Below are 18,585 nucleotides of genomic sequence, written 5' to 3'. Positions count from 1 at the left end.
GCCAGTTCGGTCTGACCCCCGGGCGGGTTCGCTCAGGACGCCGAGCCGAATTCGGCGTCGGCCACTGTCAACGACCTTGCCTGGTCGGACAGGGTGATTCCCAGGCCGGGACGGTCGGACAGCCACATCCTGCCGTCGCGGGTCTCCAGGCGTTCGACGAACAACCGATCCAACCAGTCGAAGTGCTCCACCCATGGATCGTTGCCCGGGTAGGCCGCAGCCAGGTGCAGGTGGATCTCCATGGCGAAATGCGGTGCCAGGTCCAACTGTCGGTGTTCCACGTACGCCATCAGCTTGAGGAACTGGGTGATCCCGCCGATCCGCGGCGCGTCCGGCTGGACCACCGACGAGGCACCGGCATCGATCATCCGGACATGCTCGCCGACGCTGGCCAGCATCTCGCCGGTGGCGATCGGGGTGTCCAGTCGACGGCGCAGTTCGGCGTGCCCCGCGGCGTCGTAGGCGTCCAGCGGTTCTTCGATCCAGACCAGGTTGAACTCCTCGAGCATCCGGCCCAGGCGGATCGCGGTCGGCCGGTCCCATTGCTGATTGGCGTCCACCATCAGCGGAACATCGTCACCCAACGCCTCACGGACCGCGATCAGCCGGGCCAGATCCTGCCGCCAGTCGGGCTGTCCGACCTTGATCTTGATGCCGCCGATGCCGTTCTGCAGTGACCGCCGGGCGTTGTCGATCACCTCATCGATCGGTGCCTGCAGGAACCCGCCGGAGGTGTTGTAGGCACGGACGCCGTCGCGATGGGCGCCGATCAGTTTCGCCAGGCTGAGCCCGGCCCGCCGGGCCTTGAGGTCCCACAGTGCGACGTCGATCGCCGCCAAGGCTTGGATCGCCAGTCCGCTACGGCCCACCGACGCCCCGGCCCAGACGAGCTTGGTCCACAACCTGCCGATGTCCGACGGGTCCTCGCCGATCAACTCCGGCGCGACCTCGCAGGCGTGGGCGTACAGACCCGGTCCTCCGGCGCGCTTGGAATAGGAGAACCCGACGCCCTCGCGGCCGGAGTCGGTGGTGATCTCTGCGAAGAGCATCGCCACCTCGCGCATCGGTTTCTGCCGACCGGTGAACACCTTCGCGTCGCTGATCGCGGTTGCCAGCGGCAGGGAAACCAGCGACAACCGCACCTGGGCCAACCGGTCGGACACTGGTGTCACCTTCTTGCGTCGAGCCATCACAATCCTGCAGAAGAAACGTATCGTCACGGCCTCGCACCCGTTTTTCCGATCCGCCGTCGCGACCGCCGTCCCGCTGCTAGATTCGGCGCAGCGTCGGGGTCGGCATGGGGGCGGCACGTTGTCATTGGTCACAAGCATTCCGTCGGTCCTCGACGGAATGGTCGTCAGGCCGCGGCTCCTGGAGCGGTTGCACGCCGGCTCCGGGCTCACCGTGATCCACGCTCCGTTCGGCTACGGCAAGACGACCCTGGCCGCACAATGGGCGGCCCGCACCGACCGGGAATGCCTGTGGGTCAGCTTCGGCGCCGAGCTCCGGACCGGCGCCCAGTTGTGGGATCGACTGGTCACCGAGCTGGTGGCAAGCGGCTGGTCGGACTCGGCCACTCTCCCCGGCACGCACCGCGACCGGACAATGCCCGCTGAATCCGCGCTGAAGGACCGGGTCGTACGGGCGTTGCACCGGTCGGTCGACCGCCGAACGATGATCTTCGACAATGCCGAGCTGATCGGGCCCGATGCCGCCGACGAACTCGACGCCGCACTCGACCTGCTGCGCGAAGTGATCGACTGCGTCGTCCTGACCAGGGACCGCGAATACCCGGTCCCGAAACACCCGCGGCGCGAGATCACCGTGTTCGGCCCGGAGGACCTTCTGCTGACCGACTGCGAACTGGCCGCCGTCCTGCAGCCGCTGACGGGTCTCGCCCCCGAACACGAACTGGCCGCATTGGTCGGCCGGCTGCCCCTGGCCGCGCATACCGCCGCCGTCGCCTACCGACAGACCGCCGAGATCTTCGACCGGAGTACGGACCGGGCGAGCTTGCAGCTGTCCTGGATCAGGTCGACCCTGGCCGGCATGTGCCGGGAATCGTTCGTGACCGATCCCGGCGCCCCACCGGCCACGGCCGGTTGCGCCGCACGGGACGACCGGTTCGGCGAGCTGTCCGATTTCCTGGCGGTGATTTCGGTGGCGCACACCGTCGAGCCGTCGCTGGCGGCCGAGCTGTCCGGATCGGCGGTCACCCGGGCGCGGTACCTGCTGGTCCGCGCAGTCCAGGCGGGCTTCGGCCGCTGGGAACCCGGTGGAGCAGACGGCGTGCTGGTGTTCCGGTACGCACCGGGTATCCGACAGTCGTTGCACGACCAGTTCGGTCGAGCAGATCCCGCCGGGTTCCGGCTGGCCCATCAGCGCCTGGCCGTCTGGGCAGAGACCCATGACGACTGGGTCGCGGCGGTCGAGGCCTGGCTGCAGATCTCCGACCTGCACGCCGCGAACCGTGGGATCGGCAGCCATCTGGACGACCTGATCCAGTCCCGTGGCGCGGAGATCCGCCGTCTGGTGGTGCCGACCGAACCGGTGCGGCTGCGCCGCTACCCGTTTCTCGCCCTGGCTGCGGCGATCGTGTCCCTTGGCCGGACGGGCGAACCGACCGGTACGGCTGAGGAGTTGTTGTCGCTGGCGGTCGCCGCGGCGCGCGAACAGAAGCCGCGGGCCACCCCGACCGAACGGATGTTGCTCACCGCCGTGGAATCGGCCGCCCCCTGGTTGCGCGGCGAATCCTGTACCGAGATCAGATCGGCACACGGGTCGGTCGTCGGCGACGCGCACAGAATGCGGCTCTCCGACCTCTCCGGTCAGCTGCCGACGTCTGCCGTCGAAGCGGTCCAGCAGACATTGGCCACGCTGTTCCGGGCCACCGCCATCCGGACGGCCGAGGACATCCTCGGCGAATCCGACCTGATCCCCGGACGAACAGGTCGCCCCGATTTGGACTTCCAACTGTCCTCGATGACCGCAGCGATCGGGGCACTCTCGGGCGACATCAACACGGCACGCCAGGGCCTGCAACACATCGAGCAACGCTGGCCGCAGAGCTGGCAGGACGGCCCGCTCGGCCGGTTCCACCGGCTGGCCCGAGTCGTCGTCGCGGTGGAGAGTCTCGAGTTCGACCAGGCCGTGACCGAGATCGAGCGAGCCGAGAACGATCCCGGGGAACTGCCGTTGTACTGGGGCATCTATCAGGCACTGAGTCTCCTTGCGCCGAACCAACCCGAGGTGGCCTACGACCAGCTGACCAGGGTCGCCCGGGACCGTACCGGTAGCCCGCTGACGCCCAACGAGCGCAACGTTCTCGATGGTTGGCGCTATCTGGCGCTGCGCTGCCAGGGCGAGAACAGGCAGGCGGAAACGCTCATCGGTTCGATGGAGTCTCGGCCGTGGCCGAAGCTGCTGGATTCGGTGTGGGCGTTGGCCGACGGCAGGCCGCAACACACCCTGGACCTGCTGGAACAGATCTCCACCCAGCTCCGCTCCGCCCCGGACACGATCTTCGAACGGCTGTGGCCGGGCAATTCCGCAGGACTGCGAGCCGCCGCCTATCTCCGGCTGGGGCGGAGCCGGCTGGCGTTGGCCGAACTGGAGCGGATGACGGGGCAGATTGCCGCGACCGGCCGGAGAACCCCGCTGGTCTACGTGCCGTCGCAGGATCTCAGCGACCTGCTCGACCTGGCGCGTGACGCAGACCGGGACCAGCCGGCGAAGATCATCGGAGACGTCTCGCGACTGCCGGATCCCGTCGGGCGCCGCCGGTGACCTCCGATCGGCGCCCGGTGGACGTGGCGATCGACTTCCGATCAACTGCGCGGTGCCAGTCGTGCCACCGTTCCGGCCACCTCGATCGCCGCGGCGGCCGCCTCGTAACCCTTGTCCTCCGTCGAATCGGGCAGGCCGGCGCGGGCGAGTGCCTGCTCCTCGGTGTCACAGGTCAGCAGCCCGAATCCGATCGGAACCCCTGTGTCCACGGCGATCCTGGCCAGTTGGTCCGTCGCTCCGCGGCAGACATAGTCGAAGTGCGGCGTGTCACCACGAACCACCACCCCCAGAGCAACGACGGCTTCAAATCCCGCGTCGATCGCCGCCCGCGCGGCAACCGGAAGCTCGAAGGATCCCGGCACACCGATGACCTCGGGTTCGGCCGTCGAACTGTCCTTGCAGGCCCGCAGTGCGCCGTCCAGCAGCCCGTTCATCACGGTGGTGTGCCAGCGTGACGCGATGATCGCGACGCGCAATCCGGTCGCGGTCACCGGTTCCGGCCGGGGTGCTCCGGTCCTGCTCATGGTCGTTCTCCTGTCAGTCCGCTGAGAAGGTCGTGGCCCATCCGCTGGTGCTTGGTCTGCAGATAGCCGAGGTTGTACGCGCTGGTGAAGGCCGGCGTGGCGATGCGCTCGGTGACCGCGATGCCCGATCGCCGGAGGCCGTCGACCTTGGCCGGGTTGTTGGTGATCAGCCGCACCGTACCGATGCCAAGATCACGAAGGATCTGCCCGGCATCGTCGTAGCTGCGGGCGTCAGCAGGTAGACCAAGATCGAGATTGGCATCCACAGTGTCTCGTCCCAAGTCCTGTAGACGGTAGGCCTGCAGCTTGTTGACCAGGCCGATGCCGCGGCCCTCGTGTCCGCGTAGGTAGACCACAACTCCCCGCCCGCGCCGGGAGATCGTGGCCAGGGCGTCCTGCAACTGCGGCCCACAATCACACCGCAGCGAACCGAAGGCGTCACCGGTGAGGCATTCGGAGTGCACCCGGACGAGCACCGGTTCGTCGGAACCGTCCGGCTGCCCGGCAACCAGAGCCAGATGTTCGACCCCGGTCACTCGCGAGCGATAGGCGTACACCGTGAAGGTTCCGTGTGCGGTCGGCAGGCTGGTGCTGGTCAGTCGCTGCAACAGGCTGTCGTGCCGCCATCGATAGCGCGCCAGCTGATCGATGCTGATCATGATCAATCCGTGCCGGGACGCGAATTCCTTCAGCTGTGGTCGACGCATCATCGTGCCGTCGTCGTTGATCAACTCCGAGATCACCGCTGTACTTCGCAGTCCTGCCAGCCGGGCCAGATCAACACCTGCCTCGGTGTGTCCACGGCGTTCCAGCACTCCACCTGATCGGGCACGCAGCGGGAAGATGTGACCGGGACGGGTCAACCGGTCGGGTGTGGTCGCCGGGTCGGCGAGCACATGTACGGTGTGGCTCCGATCGGCTGCCGATATTCCTGTGGTCACCCCGTCGGCGGCGTCGACGGTCACGGTGAACGCGGTCCGGTTCGGATCGGCATTGTCGGCGATCATCGGCCCGACCTGCAGCCGGTCGAGGTCCTCGCCGGCCATCGGCGCGCAGATCACGCCCGAGGTGTATCGGATCAGGAACGCCATCAGCGCCGGGGTGGCCAGTTCGGCGGCGATGATCAGATCCCCTTCGTTCTCCCGGCTCTCGTCATCGGTGACGACGACCGGCCGTCCGGCGGCGATCTCCCGAACGGCGGCAGCGACAAGATCATCGTCGGCGTGAACGGTGTTGTCGGCGTGAACGGTGTCGTCGGCGTTGTCAGTGTCGCCGGCGGACGTCGGCCGGTCGGTCCGGTAACCGGTGGTCATGCGACGGCCTCCCTTCGGCTGTGCGCCGCGGTGAGGCGTTCGACGTACTTGGCGATCACGTCGACCTCGAGGTTGACCGGCGATCCCACACGGGCGTTGCCCAGCGTCGTCTGCGCGAGGGTCTGGGGGATCAGCGCCACGGTGAAGCTCGGCTTGTCAGCGGGGGCAGCCGCATCGGTCACCTGCACCACGGTCAGTGATGTACCGTCGACGGCGATCGAACCCTTCGGTGCCACGTAGCGGGCGAGGTCGACGGGCACCCCGATGTGCAGTACCTCCCATCGTTCTCCGGGGATGCGGTCGATGATGGTGCCGGTTCCGTCGACGTGGCCCTGGACGATATGACCGTCCAGCCGTCCACCCGCCGGCATCGCGCGTTCGAGGTTGACATGATCACCCGGAACAAGATCACCAAGGGTCGTCCTGGACAGGGTCTCGGCCATCACGTCGGCGACGAAGCCGTACGGCCTGTGCTCGATCACGGTCAGACAGACGCCGCTCACGGCGACGGAACTGCCGACGGGCGAGTCGCGGATGGGCAGAGAAGTGCGGATGGCGAGCCGCGCGGAGTCACCGAGCCGTTCCAGCTCGGTCACCTCGCCGGTCTCCTCAACGATGCCGGTGAACACAGGGCGTCTCCTTCGTGGTCAGCTGGTTCTGGTCAGCTGGTTCTGATCGGATGAGTCTTCTGATCGGGCGGGTTCGGATCGGGCGGTTCTGATGGTGTGGTTGTGGTCGGCAGCCCGCTGCTCCAGGCGGGTGGTGATGCGGACGCAGCGCTCGGCGCCACTGCCCAATTCGACGACGTCGGTGATCTCACCGCGCAGCGCCGTCGCGATCGAGGTGATGCCAAGATCACCGACGGCCGATGGACCTGCCCCGAGCATCGCGGGAGCGATGTAGCTGATCACCTCGTCCACGACTCCGGCGGCCAGGAAGATCGCGGCAGTCCGTGGCCCGCCCTCGATCAGGACCGAGCTGACTCCCCGGGCGCGCAACTCGGCGACCGCCTGGTCCGGCGACCGGGTGGTGAGCACCAGCGGCGCCTCCAGGCCGGGACCCGTTTCCCTGATCGCCGCCGTGGCCGGGACGGGTGTGGTACCGAACACCGCCCGGAGCGGCTGGTCGGACCGAACCGCGTCAGGGCTGCGCACGGTGAGCAGTGGGTCGTCAGCCAGTACGGTCCCGGTTCCCACCAGGACGGCGTCGGCAGCGGCGCGCAGCCGGTGGCCGTCGGCACGGGCGGCGGACGAGGTGATCCATCGACTGGTCCCGTCCGAGGCAGCGACCCGGCCGTCCAATGTGGCGGCGATCTTGAGCCGGATCCGGGGCCGCCCGGTCAGTTGGGCGAAGGTCCAGTCCGCGTTGACCTTCAGGGCATCAGCGGCTCGATAGCCTGCGACGACCTCGACCCCGGCCTCGCGGAGCCGTTGTGCCCCACCGGCCGCGATCGGGTTGGGGTCGGACTGGGCGAAGATCACCCGGCGCACACCGGCCCCGATCAACAGATCGGCGCACGGGCCGGTACGCCCGTGGTGCGCGCAAGGTTCCAAGGTCACAACGGCGGTCGCGGCGGGCGATCGGGTGGCGTCAAGATCACCAAGCGCTTCCCTGGTCCCGGCCAGTGCGTCCGCCTCGGCGTGGGCTGTACCGGCACCTCGGTGGTAGCCCTCGGCGACGAGGCTGCCATCGCGACCCAACAGCACACAACCGACCCGTGGGTTACCGCCCCGGCGCCTGAAGTCAGGGGGAACCGGCCAGAGTGAGCGCGCGGTCCATGGCGGCACGCTCACCGTCAGTGACTTTCGTGTGCAGATCCTCGATCATCATCCCTCGGTCCGACAGGGCTCCGGGGATGGTGAGAGGAAACGACCGTGCGGCAGACGTGACCGCATGATCGAGACGCTGCGTGCGCTTCCCATCCGGACTTTGACCGTCGGTCCAGGAATTGCACCTGGTCAACCGATCACTGGCCGTGATCGGGTCGCGGACTGTTACCGCCGGCTCGGAGTTTCACCGACCCCAGAGCACGCATTGCTCTTGTTGCCTCCAGTCTGCCAGCTCCGCCCATCGGACCGGCTGTGATGTTCGGCACGCGGGACGCCCGGCGGGACCGGCGCCGGTTCGGCCGCTCCACCCATCAGATGTCCCACCGGCCCTCGATGTTGACAAAGCCCCGACCGGCTACCAGGCTCTGACAACTGTGCCGACGCCCGCGACCCCTCCGACACCAGGACGTGCCGGTGCTCCGCGCCCCGGCACCGGCCGTGGGCCGACGGTGGTGTTGGCCGGCTTGTGTGTGACCGAGATCGTCAGCTGGGGCATCCTCTATTACGCGTTCGCCATCCTCGCCCCGAGCATCAACTCCGAGACCGGCTGGTCAGCCACCTGGACGACTGCGGCCTTCTCTGCGGCCCTGGTGGTCGCTGCGCTGGTCGGCATACCGGTCGGGCGGATGCTGGACGCGCGCGGGCCGTTGCTGGTGATGACCGGCGGGTCGGTTCTTGCGGCCGGTGCCGTCCTGGTGATCGCCTGGTCGCCGAACTTGATCATCTTCACCGGTGGATGGCTGCTCGCCGGCATCGCAATGGCCAGCGTTCTGTACCAGCCGGCGTTCGCCGCCCTGACCGGTTGGTACGGCGCGCGCCGATTGCACGCATTGACCGCGGTCACCCTGGTCGCCGGCCTGGCCAGCACAGTCTTCGCACCGGTGACCTCTGCGCTGGATCACGCGCTGTCCTGGCGGCAGGTCTATGTCATCCTTGCCGCGGCGTTGGCGTTGATCACGATTCCCGTCCATGCCGTCGTGCTGCGGCGGCCCTGGCCCGGGCGCCGACCGGTCGTCTCCCGGACGGTCGAGTCACCAGGGCCGCCGGCATCCGGGAGGCAGATCGTCAGCGATCATGAACACAGCACAGCGGTCCTGCACAGCCGGGCGTACGCCTTTCTGGTAGCCGGGATGGCCCTGTCCGCACTGGCGATCTATGCGGCGTTGATCAATCTGGTACCGCTGCTGATCGGCCGCGGTGTGACGGCGTCTGCCGCAGCCTGGCTACTCGGGTTGGGCGGCGTCGGCCAGGTCGCGGGCCGGTTCCTCTATCAGCGGTTGATCGTCCGCTGGAGTGTCCGGGTCCGGACAGTGATCATCTACGGACTGGCTGCAGTCAGCACCTTCGCCCTGGCCCTGGTCAACGGCCCTATCGGGGTGTTGGTCGCAGTGATCATGGTCAACGGATTCGCCCGCGGCATCGAGACCCTGATCCAGGCCACCGCGATCCCGGACCGGTGGGGCACTGCCGCCTACGGACGACTCTCCGGGATGCTCGCCGCGCCGACCACCATGGCCAGTGCGCTCGCGCCCTGGATCGGCGCCTGGCTGGCCACACGGGTCGGTGGATATCCGACGATGTTCGCCGTGCTGGCCGGATTCGCCGCGGTCGGCGTGGTGTTCCTGTCCGCCAGCATTCCGCGCAGGTCCACGACGGCTGCGTGACCGGTCACAAGACTCCCTCCGACACCCCGGTGTAGGTCCGTGCTGCGGACCGGTTCCGCCGAAATACAGGCGCGGCTGTCGGTCAAACCGGGTGAACTTCGTCCTTCGTTGCCCGCGCGACCGGACTGTCGCCGCCCGACGGATGGGAACGCTTCTAGAGTCCGAGGGGGCCCCGGACGAGCCCGATACGACCGTGGAATCGAGGTACCTCCCTCATGGATGGCACACGGCATGCATGACGTAACGCTGACTCTGCTCGTCCTCGGCGGGACGGTCGTCCTTTTCGTGGCGAACAGACTTCCGGTGGCGGTCGTCGCCCTGCTGTCCGCTCTCGCCCTGTGGATCGTCGGCCTGTCCGGTCCGGCCGAGATCGTCGCCGGTTTCGGCGACCCCATCGTGATCTTCATCGCCTCCCTCTTCGTCGTCGCGGAGGGCATCGACGCAACCGGCGTCACTGCCTGGCTGGGTCAGCAGGTGATGGCCCGATTCGGCGGCCGGCGTGGCAACCTGTTGCTGGCCATCTGCGTGCTGGGTGCTGTGTTGAGTTCGTTGATCACGTTGAACGGGGCGGTCGCCGCACTGACGCCCCTGGTGGTGATGCTCGCCACCCGGATCGGCGAGAAGCCGAGCCGGTTCCTGATGCCGCTGTCCTTCGCCGGTGGCGCCGGAGCACTGCTGATGCTGCCCGGCAGCCCGGTGAACGTGATCGTTTCCGAGGCGGCCGCCAAGGCCGGCGAGGGGCCGTTCGCCATCTTCTCGTTCGCGGTTGTCGGCATTCCGGTGCTGGTCGGCACAATCGCCATAGCCCTGCTCTTCGGCGAGCGGCTTCTCCCCGACCGCAGTCCGGCCGAGCAGCCGCCCGATCTTGCGCGGTACGCCGCGACGATCGCTGAGCAGTACGCCGAACAGGGCGGGTTCTACCGACTCCGTGTCCGGGAGAACTCACCCTTGCTGGGCGTCCCACCGATGGAGATCGACGCGTCACCCTTTCCCGGGATCGAGATCATCGGCGCGCAATCCCCGGGGAGCGCGGCCGCGATCACCCGCCCACTGCAGATCGACGACGTCCTGATCGTCTCCGGACCGCGCCAGGAGGTCACCCAGCTGGCCATCGACGAACAGCTCGCGGTCTACCTCACCGGTCCACGCGGGCAGGACGAACTCGTCAACAGGGAGGCCGGAGTTGCTGAGGTGATGGTTCGGCCGCGATCCTCGATCGTCGGATCCACCGTCTTTCCCGGGATGCGTCGGGCCTACGATCTGGTGATCCTTGCGGTCCAGCGCAACGGTCGCTCCCGGGACGAGGTCAGGACCCGGATGCAGCCAGGTGATCTGCTGCTGGTCCACGGGAGTTGGGACGCGTTGGACCGGTTGACACGTGACCGCGACGTGCTTGTCGTCGACTCACCCGATGTCGTCCGCCGCCAGACGATCGCGTGGGGATTCGGGGCGTGGCGGGCAGTCGGCTGCCTCGCGGTGATGATCGGCCTGCTCGCCTTCGGCGTCGTCCCTCCGCACATCGCCGGTCTGATCGCCGCGCTGCTGATGGTGATCACGCGCGTGGTGTCGGTCGACAACGCGTTCCGAGCGATCTCCTGGGACACCATCGTTCTGATCGGCGCACTGATCCCGCTGACCGAGGTCATCCAGTCCAGCGGCGCAGCCGATCGCATCGCGGCGGTGTTGATCGACGCCGTAGGCAATGCCGGACCACGAGTCCTGATCATCGGTGTCTTCGCTCTGACCGCCATTCTCGGTCAGATGATCAGCAACACCGCGACGACGCTGGTCGTGACGCCGATCGCAGTCTCGGCGGCCGTCAGCAGCGGTGTGTCGGTGTTGCCGGTCCTGATGGCCGTTGCCGTCGCCGGAAGTGCGGCTCTGCTCACACCGATCGCAACACCGGGAAACATGATGATCATGGGACCCGGCGGATACCGCTTCGGTGACTATTGGAAGCTCGGTCTTCCGACGATGGTGTGGTGGCTGATCTGCACCGTCGTGATCGTCCCGTTGGTCTGGCCGTTCTGACGCGTTGCGGCAACCAGGCTCAGATGAGATAGAGACTGCGGGCCATGGCGAGCGCTTCGCTCCTGCTGGATGCGCCGAGCTTCACGTACAGCCTGGAGACGTGGGTCTTGATCGTGTTGCGGGACAGGAACAGCTCGGCACTGATGTCGTCGTAGGTGGCGCCACGGGCCAGCAGACGCAACACGTCGTACTCACGGGTAGACAGCGGCGGTCCGGCCGGCGCGACGATCGGATCGGCCGAAGCGCCGGCGCGGTCGGCGAAGGTCGGTGGGACGCCGGCGCCCGTCGTGACGGCCGCACTCACCTCCTCCAACCAGGGGAGGTACCAGACGCTCGGCTCGGACAGCTGGATCAGCTCCCGGAGCAGTGTCCGGATCGGGCTGCCGTGGCGACTCCAGCCGACGAACGGTACGGCATCCCGCCTGCCGGCACTTGCGGCGGCAGCCATGCTCATCAGGTCCAGAGCCGCCGCCCGGTCGCCGCGGGAATGCACCAGCTGCGCCTGGGCGGTCAACGCCAGCGCCCGTACGTTGGCCATCGGCGTCCGGTCCTCGGCGGCCGAGTGGAACAGGCTGATCGCCTTGACCCGGTCCCCGGTCATATCCGCCCGCAGCCCCGCAAGTAGGTCGGCCTTGGCCGATGCACCCAGACTCCGGAGCCGGGCCTCACTCCGGCTCAGGTGCTCGGTGTCCTGTCCGAGCACGCAGAGCAGGCCGTCCTCCACCGATCCGGCGATCTGGAGGTGGCGCGGCAGCTGCCGGACAGGCAGATCGACCGGGGTGGTGAGCATCCGGTTCGCCTCGGCCGGGACACAGCTGCGCAGGATCGAGCGTTGGTTACAGACCCGGAACCAGAAGCGTTGTGACAGGTGGCCCGGATGAATCACCCCGTCCGGTTGGTCGACCTCACCGGGTTCCATCCACGGCACGTCGACCGAACGAGCCAGGTGCGCCGCGAGCGTCGCAGCCGAGCGCAGGTAGCCACGGCGATCCGCCGACAGATTGTCGAGCGCCTGCAGCGCCTCCTCGGCCAGCTTGATGGCTGCCGGTCCGTCGCCAACCATGTATTCGGTCAGCGCCAGATGCGCCGTCGCCTCGGCTCCGGTGAGGGCGAATCCCTGCCGTCGGCAGAACTCGGCGGCCGCGGCGAGGTTCACCCTTGCCTCCTCCAACCCACCCAGCCAGTTCTGCGCGCTGCCCACCAGCGTCAACAGCAGTGGGACCACCGGCCGCATCGGGCCGTCCGCGGGTGGCGCGCTGCTCCGATTTCCTACGTTGTCCAGGATCGTTGTCGTTACGGGTGCGTCGAGTGCCAAAAGCAGTTGGGTTGCGTTCCCGACAGCGACGTCCATCGACTCCAGTCCGAGGTGGGCCAGCAGCAGGTGGAGGCAGGCGTTCTCGGCCGGGTCGGCGTCACGTCCGCCGCCGCGTTGCCGCAACTGTTTGAGCCAGCGGACCGCCTGTTCGATGTCTCCGGAGATCCATCGCTCCAGCATGAGCGGGAACCAGGTGGCCGGGGTGCTCAGCACGACATCGGGATTGCGGCGGGCGAATTCCAGGACCGCCGCGCCCGATCCGCGCGCGACCAGCTCGGTTCCGTGGCGGCTGACGATGTCGGTCGAGGCGTCGACGGCGCCGATCGCGAGCACCCGGTCCAGCGCCCGGTCAACCGATCCGGCGCCGAGGTCGATCCTGACCGCGCGGAGTACGGCTTCGCGAGCAGCCCGGACCTCCTCATCGTCGCGCAGGTAACGCCGGCGGGCCACCTCGGCGAGCAGCGGGTGGATCCGGAACAGCTGGCTCGGCGCTCCAGCGAACGCCTGGTCGGTCGACATCGGTATCGCGTCATCCAGGGGGGTGACCAGCATTCCGGTGTCCACGAGGTCGTCGAGCAACGTCCCGGCGTCACTGTCACCGGTGAGATGGGCCGCAAGCTCACGGCTGACGAACTCTTCGCCAGCAACACACAACAGGAGGTGACGGGTCCGGGAGGACAGGGTGGCCATCACCTGACCGGCGACCTGGTCGGCGAGGGTGCGCCTGTCGTGTCGCATGCGGCGGGCTACGGCAGTCGGTTCGGTCGCCGCTCCGACCACTCGTGCTGCGATGACCACCGCGGCGGCCCACCCGTCGGCTGCCTCCTCGATGGGTCCGATGACCTCGGGGTCCGACGTCCTGGCGTGTCCGGCGATCAGCTCGGCGGCTTCGCCGGACTCCAGCCGTAACAGCGTTCCGGGCAGCCGGATGAAATGGCCCAGCGACTCGGCGGCGAGATGGTCCAGTGGTAGATCGTGTCGGGTGATCAGCAGCAGACGCATGGTGGCCGGTGATCGGTCAAGACGCTGCTGGATCATGCGGACGGTCTGGCCCGGAAGCCGCTCTGCGCTGTCGATGACGACCAGCCGCCGCAGACTCTGCGGGGCGGATCCGTCCAGGATGGCTGCCAGCCGTTCCGCGCGCAGGCCGGCATCGGCGTTGACCCAAACGATCTCACCGCGCTCGATCTGCTGGCGTTTGGTCAGCGTCAGCCAGCCGCGGACGCCCAGTGTCTTGCCCGAACCGTTCGGTCCGGCCAGGACGGTCAGGCTGACTTCCTCGGTTGCCGCGTCGAGTTGCATCCACAAGCGCCGACGCGGCAGGTAGATTCTCGGCAGGCCGTATGCAGATCGGTCCGGGTTCGGGGCCGGGTACGAGTCCAACAGACCGCACTCGACCGACAGGTCCTGCTCCATCGACCGCCTCTCGACGTACGTGGGGAGGTAGACAGGCGAGCTGCAATGGCGGGTGCAGGGTGAACTGACCCAACCTTGCTTCTCGCCTCGTTCAGACGGCGCACTCAGATCTTAAGACTGCCCTAACACTAACCGGTATCAATCAAGTTGATTGCTCACCCGATTCGGGTGAACCCTCCGGTTCCGGTGGTCGCTTGGTCAGGCGGGGAGTACGAGGTGCGCGACGAAAGGACCTGCGGTCTCGGCCAGCAGCAGCGATGCAGCGCCGATGGATCCGACCTCCCCGCCAAGGGTCGTCGAGCGCATCGTGACCTCTGGGGCGCCTGCACCGACCAGGGCCTCGATCGTTTGCGGCACGATCCGCCGGAACGCAGGCTCCAGCGGCGGCCAGTTCGGACCGCCGAACACGATGGTGTCCAGATCGAGCAGGCCGGCCAAGGTCGCCGCGGCGCGGCCGTAAGTCCGTGCGGCGTAGTCCAGCACCTCCGCTGCCGCAGAGTCACCGTATTCCGCGAGCCTGCCCAGTTCGACGATTCCGGCGGCCGTCGACACGGGATCGTCGGGGTCGGTTCCGTTCAACAGCCCGAGATCTCGGGCGCGGACGACCAGGTGACTCGGCTCGGCAACGGCGCCGATGCATCCCCGACCGCCACAAGCACAGACCGGGCCGTTCGGATCGCCACCCAGATGGTCAAGACGTCCGAGGTTGTCCGTCTCTCCGCGAAGGATCTCCCCGCCGAGCGCGACCCCGGCACCGACGGATGCGCCGAGATAGATGAACGCGAAGTTCTGTGAGTCGATGGTGCCGGCCCAGAGTTCAGCGGTCGCGGCGGCAACGGCGTCCGGGCCGATCCTCACAGGTATCCGTAGCCGGCTGCGGAGCGAATCCCGCAGCTCGTCCGCATTCCAACCTGCCCGGGTCTGCTGGCGGTCGGCCGGGTCGCACCGAGCTGTGGCGGCCCGCGGCAATGCCACGCCAAGGCCGCTCAGCGTCCCCCGCCGGCCGCGCGACAGGTGGTCGCGGGTCGCCCGGTCGATGCCCGCGACGATCTGGTCGATGTCGGAATGATCATCCATTCGGAGGGGCATCCGATCGATCACCTCGCCGGCGAGGTTGACCGCGATCAGGACGGTCCGTGCCGGGTCGATGTCGACGCCGATCGCGTACCTGCCGTCCGGGACCACCTGGTAGGCGAGCCTACGGCCGCCGGCGCCGCTGCGGATCTGGCCGATCTGGTTGATCAGATTCTTGCCGATCAGCCTGCGGCAGATGTTCAGCACGGTCTGTCCGGACAGCCCGGTCCGCTCGGCGAGCTCGATGCGGCTGATGCCCGGGTGGCGGCGGATCAGGTCCATCACGAGGACCTCGTTGTAGTCCCCGACGCGTGGCAGGTTCGATCCGCGCTGCAACATGTCGGCCACCACCCCTCCGTCGGGCCGAGCTCCGGCGAGCATCGGTCACCCGGCGGTGGGCCGTCCGGATAACGGCTCAGACCGCCGGATTGTCGCTACCAGGCCCATTACCCCGTTCGAAGCCGTCGGCTCGCTAACTCGCCACAGATCCGACCAGCAGAGCGACCGCGATGACGACGAAGAACGCCACCAACAGTGGCCACACGAAACGCAGATACTTGCTGTAGCCCACCTTGGCGATCGCCAGACCACCGACGATGATCACGTTCGTCGGAGCGAATGCCAGCATCAGGCCGTGGCCGAGTTGGAATGCGGTGATCACCAGCGGCCGCGACACCTGGGCCAGATCGGCCAGCGGAGCCAGCAACGGCATGGCCAGTGTCGCGTGACCCGAGGACGACGGGATCAGGAACGCCAATGGCATGTTGACCAGCGTGACCAGGATCAGGAAGACTCCGGTCGACGTGCCGCTGACCAGATTCTCCATCGCGTTGAGCACAGTGTCCAAGGTCTGCGTATTGGTCATCAGCACCGCGACGCCTCGGGCGAGGAGAATCACGATCGACGGTCCGATCATGTCCGCCGCACCTTGGCTGATCAGCGAGACGATGCGCTTCTCCCCCATCCGCGCGACCAGTCCGATGACCATCGCTGCGATCAGGAAAAGCAGGCTCAGCTCGGGGAACCACCAGTTCAGTTCGAACCAGTACGGCTGGGTGGCCACCTCGTGCAACTCGTCGTACTCCGCCGGCGCCGTGCTGCCGCCGAAGATCGCCGACCAGGGGATGACCGAGAAGATCAACAGGGCGAAGGTCAGACCGGTGATGGCCAGAACGATCTTCTGGGTTCCGGACAACGTTTCGACCGTCGCCGACGTTCCGGTCGCTGCATGATCCCCGGCCGCGGCCTCTGTTGCGGGAACCTCGTCCGGATCGGGCTCACCGGCGAGCACCGACAGCTCCGGCCTTGCCCTCACCCCTCGCGGCGTATCGCAGCACGAACAGGATGCCGAGGACGGTCAGCACGATCCACACGAGCACCCGCAGGACGATCCCGTCGCCGATCGAGACGCCCGCCTCACCGGAGGCGACCCCGATCGAGAACGGATTGACGGTCGACGCCATGGTGCCGATCGAGCTCCCGAGGATGATCATCGCCGCTGTGGTCATCCGGTCGTATCCCAGCGCGGCCATCAACGGGATCAGCAAGGCGTAGAAGCCGAAGGTCTCTACCGAGAATCCCATCGTCGTCCCCAGCAAGGAGAACAGCGCCATGATCGCGATGATCAACAGGGAGCCCCGGCTCTGGATCCGTGCCGTGAGCTGGGTGATGGCGACCTCGAGCGCACGCGTCGCGAAAGCAACCGAGATGAAGGCGCCCAGGCACATGATGAAGAAGATCACGCCGATGGAGCCGAACAGGGCGCCGACATTGTTGGGGTCGACGAACCCGGTGCTGGGATCCTGCACGCCGTACAGGCCGTTGATCGGAGCGAAAAGGATCTGTTTGATCCGCTCACCCACCGACAGGGTGGAGTCGACGTAGTGGAAGGAACCCGGTACCGGGCTCCCGTTCTCATCAAGCTTGTAGCTGCCGGCCGGAATGAAGATGGTGGCGATCCAGACCAAGACCGCAACAATGGCCAGCAGGGTGACCGCGCTCGGGAACTGGAACTTCCTCGGCTCGGTCTGCTTCTTCGAGCCGGTCGGAGTCTCCTCGGTGGTGGTCATGATTGCGCCGATCGCGGCCCGGCGCCCATGTTGATCAAGAACAGTGCCAGGCCGACGATGCTGTTCCTGATCTCGCTGATCAACACACGTTCGTTGGGTCCGTGGATGTTGGCGTAGCCGTCCGTCGCTCCGAACAGCAGGATCTCGGTCTGCGGATCCGCCTCCTGGAAGGCCATGGCCAGCGGTATCGACCCCCCGCTGGCCATCGCACCGGTCGGCTGCCCCCAGACCGCCGCGAGCGCCTGAGATGCCGCCTGATAGCCGGCGCCGTCGAGGGCGGCTGCGAAACCGTTGCCCGTCTCGCCGGCGGTGACCTCGAGTTCGATTCCGAACGGGCGCAGGCTGCGCAGGTGATTGATCAACGCCTGCTGGGCCTCGGCCGCGTCCTGCTCCGGGTGGACCCGGAGGTTCAGTACGGCCGTGGCGCTGCCGGCGACGGCGTTCAGCGGCGAGTCGATCGGGGGCGCGTCGAAGGCGATCACGGTGATCGCCGGCCCGGACCAGATCCGTTCGCCGATCGTTCCGGTGCCCTGCAGCGGTACGCCGTCGACGACCTCTGCGAGCCGCCGGAACTCGTCATCGGTGTAACTGGTGCCGGCCCAGGGCTCCCGGCGCAAGCCGGGCACGACGACGTCTCCGGCATCGTCGTGCAGGGAGCCGATCGCCCGGATCAGCGCGAGTCGCGCGTCGGGCGCGGCACCGCCGTACTGGCCGCTGTGCTTGTCCGAAAGCAGTGATGTCGCGCTGATCGTGACTGAGGCCGACCCGCGCAGGGCGACCGTCATCGTCGGCGTGCCCGGCCGGACGTTCCCGACATCGGCGATCACGATGGCGTCGGCTGCGAACAGCTCCGGTGCCTGTTTCGGGTAGTCGTCGAAGGGGCTGCCGAACTCCTCATGACCCTCGATGATGATCTTGACGGTGACCGGCAGCCGGTCGCGGAGCAGGCGCAGCGCACCGGCGATGCTGACGATGTTGGCCTTGGAATCTGCGACACCGCGACCGACGATCGCATCACCGTCGACCGCCGGTTCGAACGGCGGGCTTCGCCACAGCGCGGGATCCCCTGCAGGGACCACGTCGTAGTGGGTGTAGAGCAGCACCGCGGGCGACCCTGGCGGACCGGGGACGGTGGCGCTCACAATGGGGGCCGTCGTCCCGGGGACCTCGAGCCGGCCGATATCGGTGACACCGCTCGCGGTGAGCAGGCCGACCACCTGGTCGTGCGCGGTGAACAAGGCTTCCGGATCGAAGCCCTCGGCGGCGATCGACGGGATGGCGGCCAACCGCATCAGGTCTTGGACGAGTCCGGGCAGTTCCGCCTCGGCCGCCTCTGTGAGCATCCCGACCGACGGGCCGATGCCGTCGGCCGACCCTTGACTCGTCATGCAGCCAAGCTCACTCCGCGCCGGTGGTCGAGACGTCGCCCGAATTGGGCGATTGCGGAATCAGCCGACCGGGGCAACGCGGTGGCGAATTCCCGCCAGCATCGGTGCTGGCCGTCTGATGTGCTTGTTGCGTCGGCCGTTCACCAGGACGGTCGCGACGCATGATGAGAGGACTT

13 protein-coding genes and 1 riboswitch are annotated in these 18,585 nt (G+C 67.6%); of the genes, 3 read left to right on the top strand and 10 right to left on the bottom strand.

All coding sequences use genetic code 11. The annotated features are described in order from the left end of the window. Window positions 1-32: 32 nt before the first annotated feature. The gene (locus GJV80_RS21615) at window positions 33-1,190 is read right to left on the bottom strand and encodes a mandelate racemase/muconate lactonizing enzyme family protein (protein WP_154689668.1); all 1,158 of its coding nucleotides are present in this window, start codon (window positions 1,188-1,190) and stop codon (window positions 33-35) included. Between the two features lie 121 nt (window positions 1,191-1,311). Between GJV80_RS21615 and GJV80_RS21610 the strand changes: the two genes are divergently transcribed. Continuing rightward, on the top strand, window positions 1,312-3,786 hold the full coding sequence (locus GJV80_RS21610) for a hypothetical protein (RefSeq protein WP_154689667.1): 2,475 nt from the start codon (window positions 1,312-1,314) through the stop codon (window positions 3,784-3,786). A gap of 41 nt (window positions 3,787-3,827) precedes the next feature. Here GJV80_RS21610 and ribH read toward each other — a convergent pair whose 3' ends face one another. From ribH to ribD, 4 genes are read right to left on the bottom strand one after another with little or no spacing between them, the layout of a single operon-like run. Further along, complete coding sequence (ribH, locus tag GJV80_RS21605) at window positions 3,828-4,310, bottom strand: 6,7-dimethyl-8-ribityllumazine synthase (RefSeq protein WP_154689666.1); 483 nt, start codon at window positions 4,308-4,310, stop codon at window positions 3,828-3,830. Beyond that, window positions 4,307-5,623, bottom strand: a complete 1,317-nt coding sequence (locus tag GJV80_RS21600; protein ID WP_154689665.1) for a bifunctional 3,4-dihydroxy-2-butanone-4-phosphate synthase/GTP cyclohydrolase II — start codon at window positions 5,621-5,623, stop codon at window positions 4,307-4,309. The genes ribH and GJV80_RS21600 overlap by 4 nt, the downstream gene beginning before the upstream one ends. Beyond that, on the bottom strand, window positions 5,620-6,252 hold the full coding sequence (locus GJV80_RS21595; protein WP_154689664.1) for a riboflavin synthase: 633 nt from the start codon (window positions 6,250-6,252) through the stop codon (window positions 5,620-5,622). Before GJV80_RS21595 ends, GJV80_RS21600 begins: the two co-directional genes overlap by 4 nt. 18 nt (window positions 6,253-6,270) lie before the next feature. Then, window positions 6,271-7,329, bottom strand: coding sequence for a bifunctional diaminohydroxyphosphoribosylaminopyrimidine deaminase/5-amino-6-(5-phosphoribosylamino)uracil reductase RibD (gene ribD / locus GJV80_RS21590; RefSeq protein ID WP_195909066.1), 1,059 nt, complete (start codon window positions 7,327-7,329; stop codon window positions 6,271-6,273). Window positions 7,330-7,528: 199 nt separating this feature from the next. Then, a riboswitch (FMN riboswitch) is annotated at window positions 7,529-7,658 on the bottom strand. Between the two features lie 264 nt (window positions 7,659-7,922). On the opposite strand from ribD, the gene GJV80_RS21585 reads away from it, so the two are divergent. Next, window positions 7,923-9,116 carry an MFS transporter gene (locus GJV80_RS21585; RefSeq protein ID WP_230207923.1) on the top strand — a complete coding sequence of 398 codons (1,194 nt, stop codon included), beginning with the start codon at window positions 7,923-7,925 and terminating at the stop codon, window positions 9,114-9,116. Between the two features lie 231 nt (window positions 9,117-9,347). Further along, window positions 9,348-11,147 (top strand): SLC13 family permease, encoded by a 1,800-nt coding sequence (locus GJV80_RS21580; RefSeq protein WP_154689662.1) that lies wholly within the window; start codon window positions 9,348-9,350, stop codon window positions 11,145-11,147. A gap of 19 nt (window positions 11,148-11,166) precedes the next feature. Here GJV80_RS21580 and GJV80_RS21575 read toward each other — a convergent pair whose 3' ends face one another. The 5 genes from GJV80_RS21575 to GJV80_RS21555 form a co-directional block, all read right to left on the bottom strand. Continuing rightward, the gene (locus GJV80_RS21575; protein ID WP_154689661.1) at window positions 11,167-13,878 is read right to left on the bottom strand and encodes a LuxR C-terminal-related transcriptional regulator; all 2,712 of its coding nucleotides are present in this window, start codon (window positions 13,876-13,878) and stop codon (window positions 11,167-11,169) included. 198 nt (window positions 13,879-14,076) lie between these two features. Further along, complete coding sequence (locus GJV80_RS21570) at window positions 14,077-15,291, bottom strand: ROK family transcriptional regulator (RefSeq protein WP_230208456.1); 1,215 nt, start codon at window positions 15,289-15,291, stop codon at window positions 14,077-14,079. Between the two features lie 133 nt (window positions 15,292-15,424). Then, window positions 15,425-16,267 (bottom strand): hypothetical protein, encoded by an 843-nt coding sequence (locus GJV80_RS24690; protein WP_154689659.1) that lies wholly within the window; start codon window positions 16,265-16,267, stop codon window positions 15,425-15,427. Continuing rightward, window positions 16,230-17,021 (bottom strand): hypothetical protein, encoded by a 792-nt coding sequence (locus tag GJV80_RS24685; RefSeq protein WP_154689658.1) that lies wholly within the window; start codon window positions 17,019-17,021, stop codon window positions 16,230-16,232. Before GJV80_RS24685 ends, GJV80_RS24690 begins: the two co-directional genes overlap by 38 nt. Further along, a complete protein-coding gene (locus GJV80_RS21555; protein ID WP_230207922.1) occupies window positions 17,018-18,409 on the bottom strand; it encodes a M20/M25/M40 family metallo-hydrolase in 1,392 nt (463 codons plus the stop codon). Before GJV80_RS21555 ends, GJV80_RS24685 begins: the two co-directional genes overlap by 4 nt. Between the last annotated feature and the right edge of the window lie 176 nt (window positions 18,410-18,585).

It is taken from the genome of Microlunatus sp. Gsoil 973 (genome assembly GCF_009707365.1).
Taxonomy (GTDB): domain Bacteria; phylum Actinomycetota; class Actinomycetes; order Propionibacteriales; family Propionibacteriaceae; genus Microlunatus.
The sequence above is the reverse complement of the archived record's forward strand: the minus strand, read 5'-3'. Positions and strand labels throughout refer to the sequence as shown.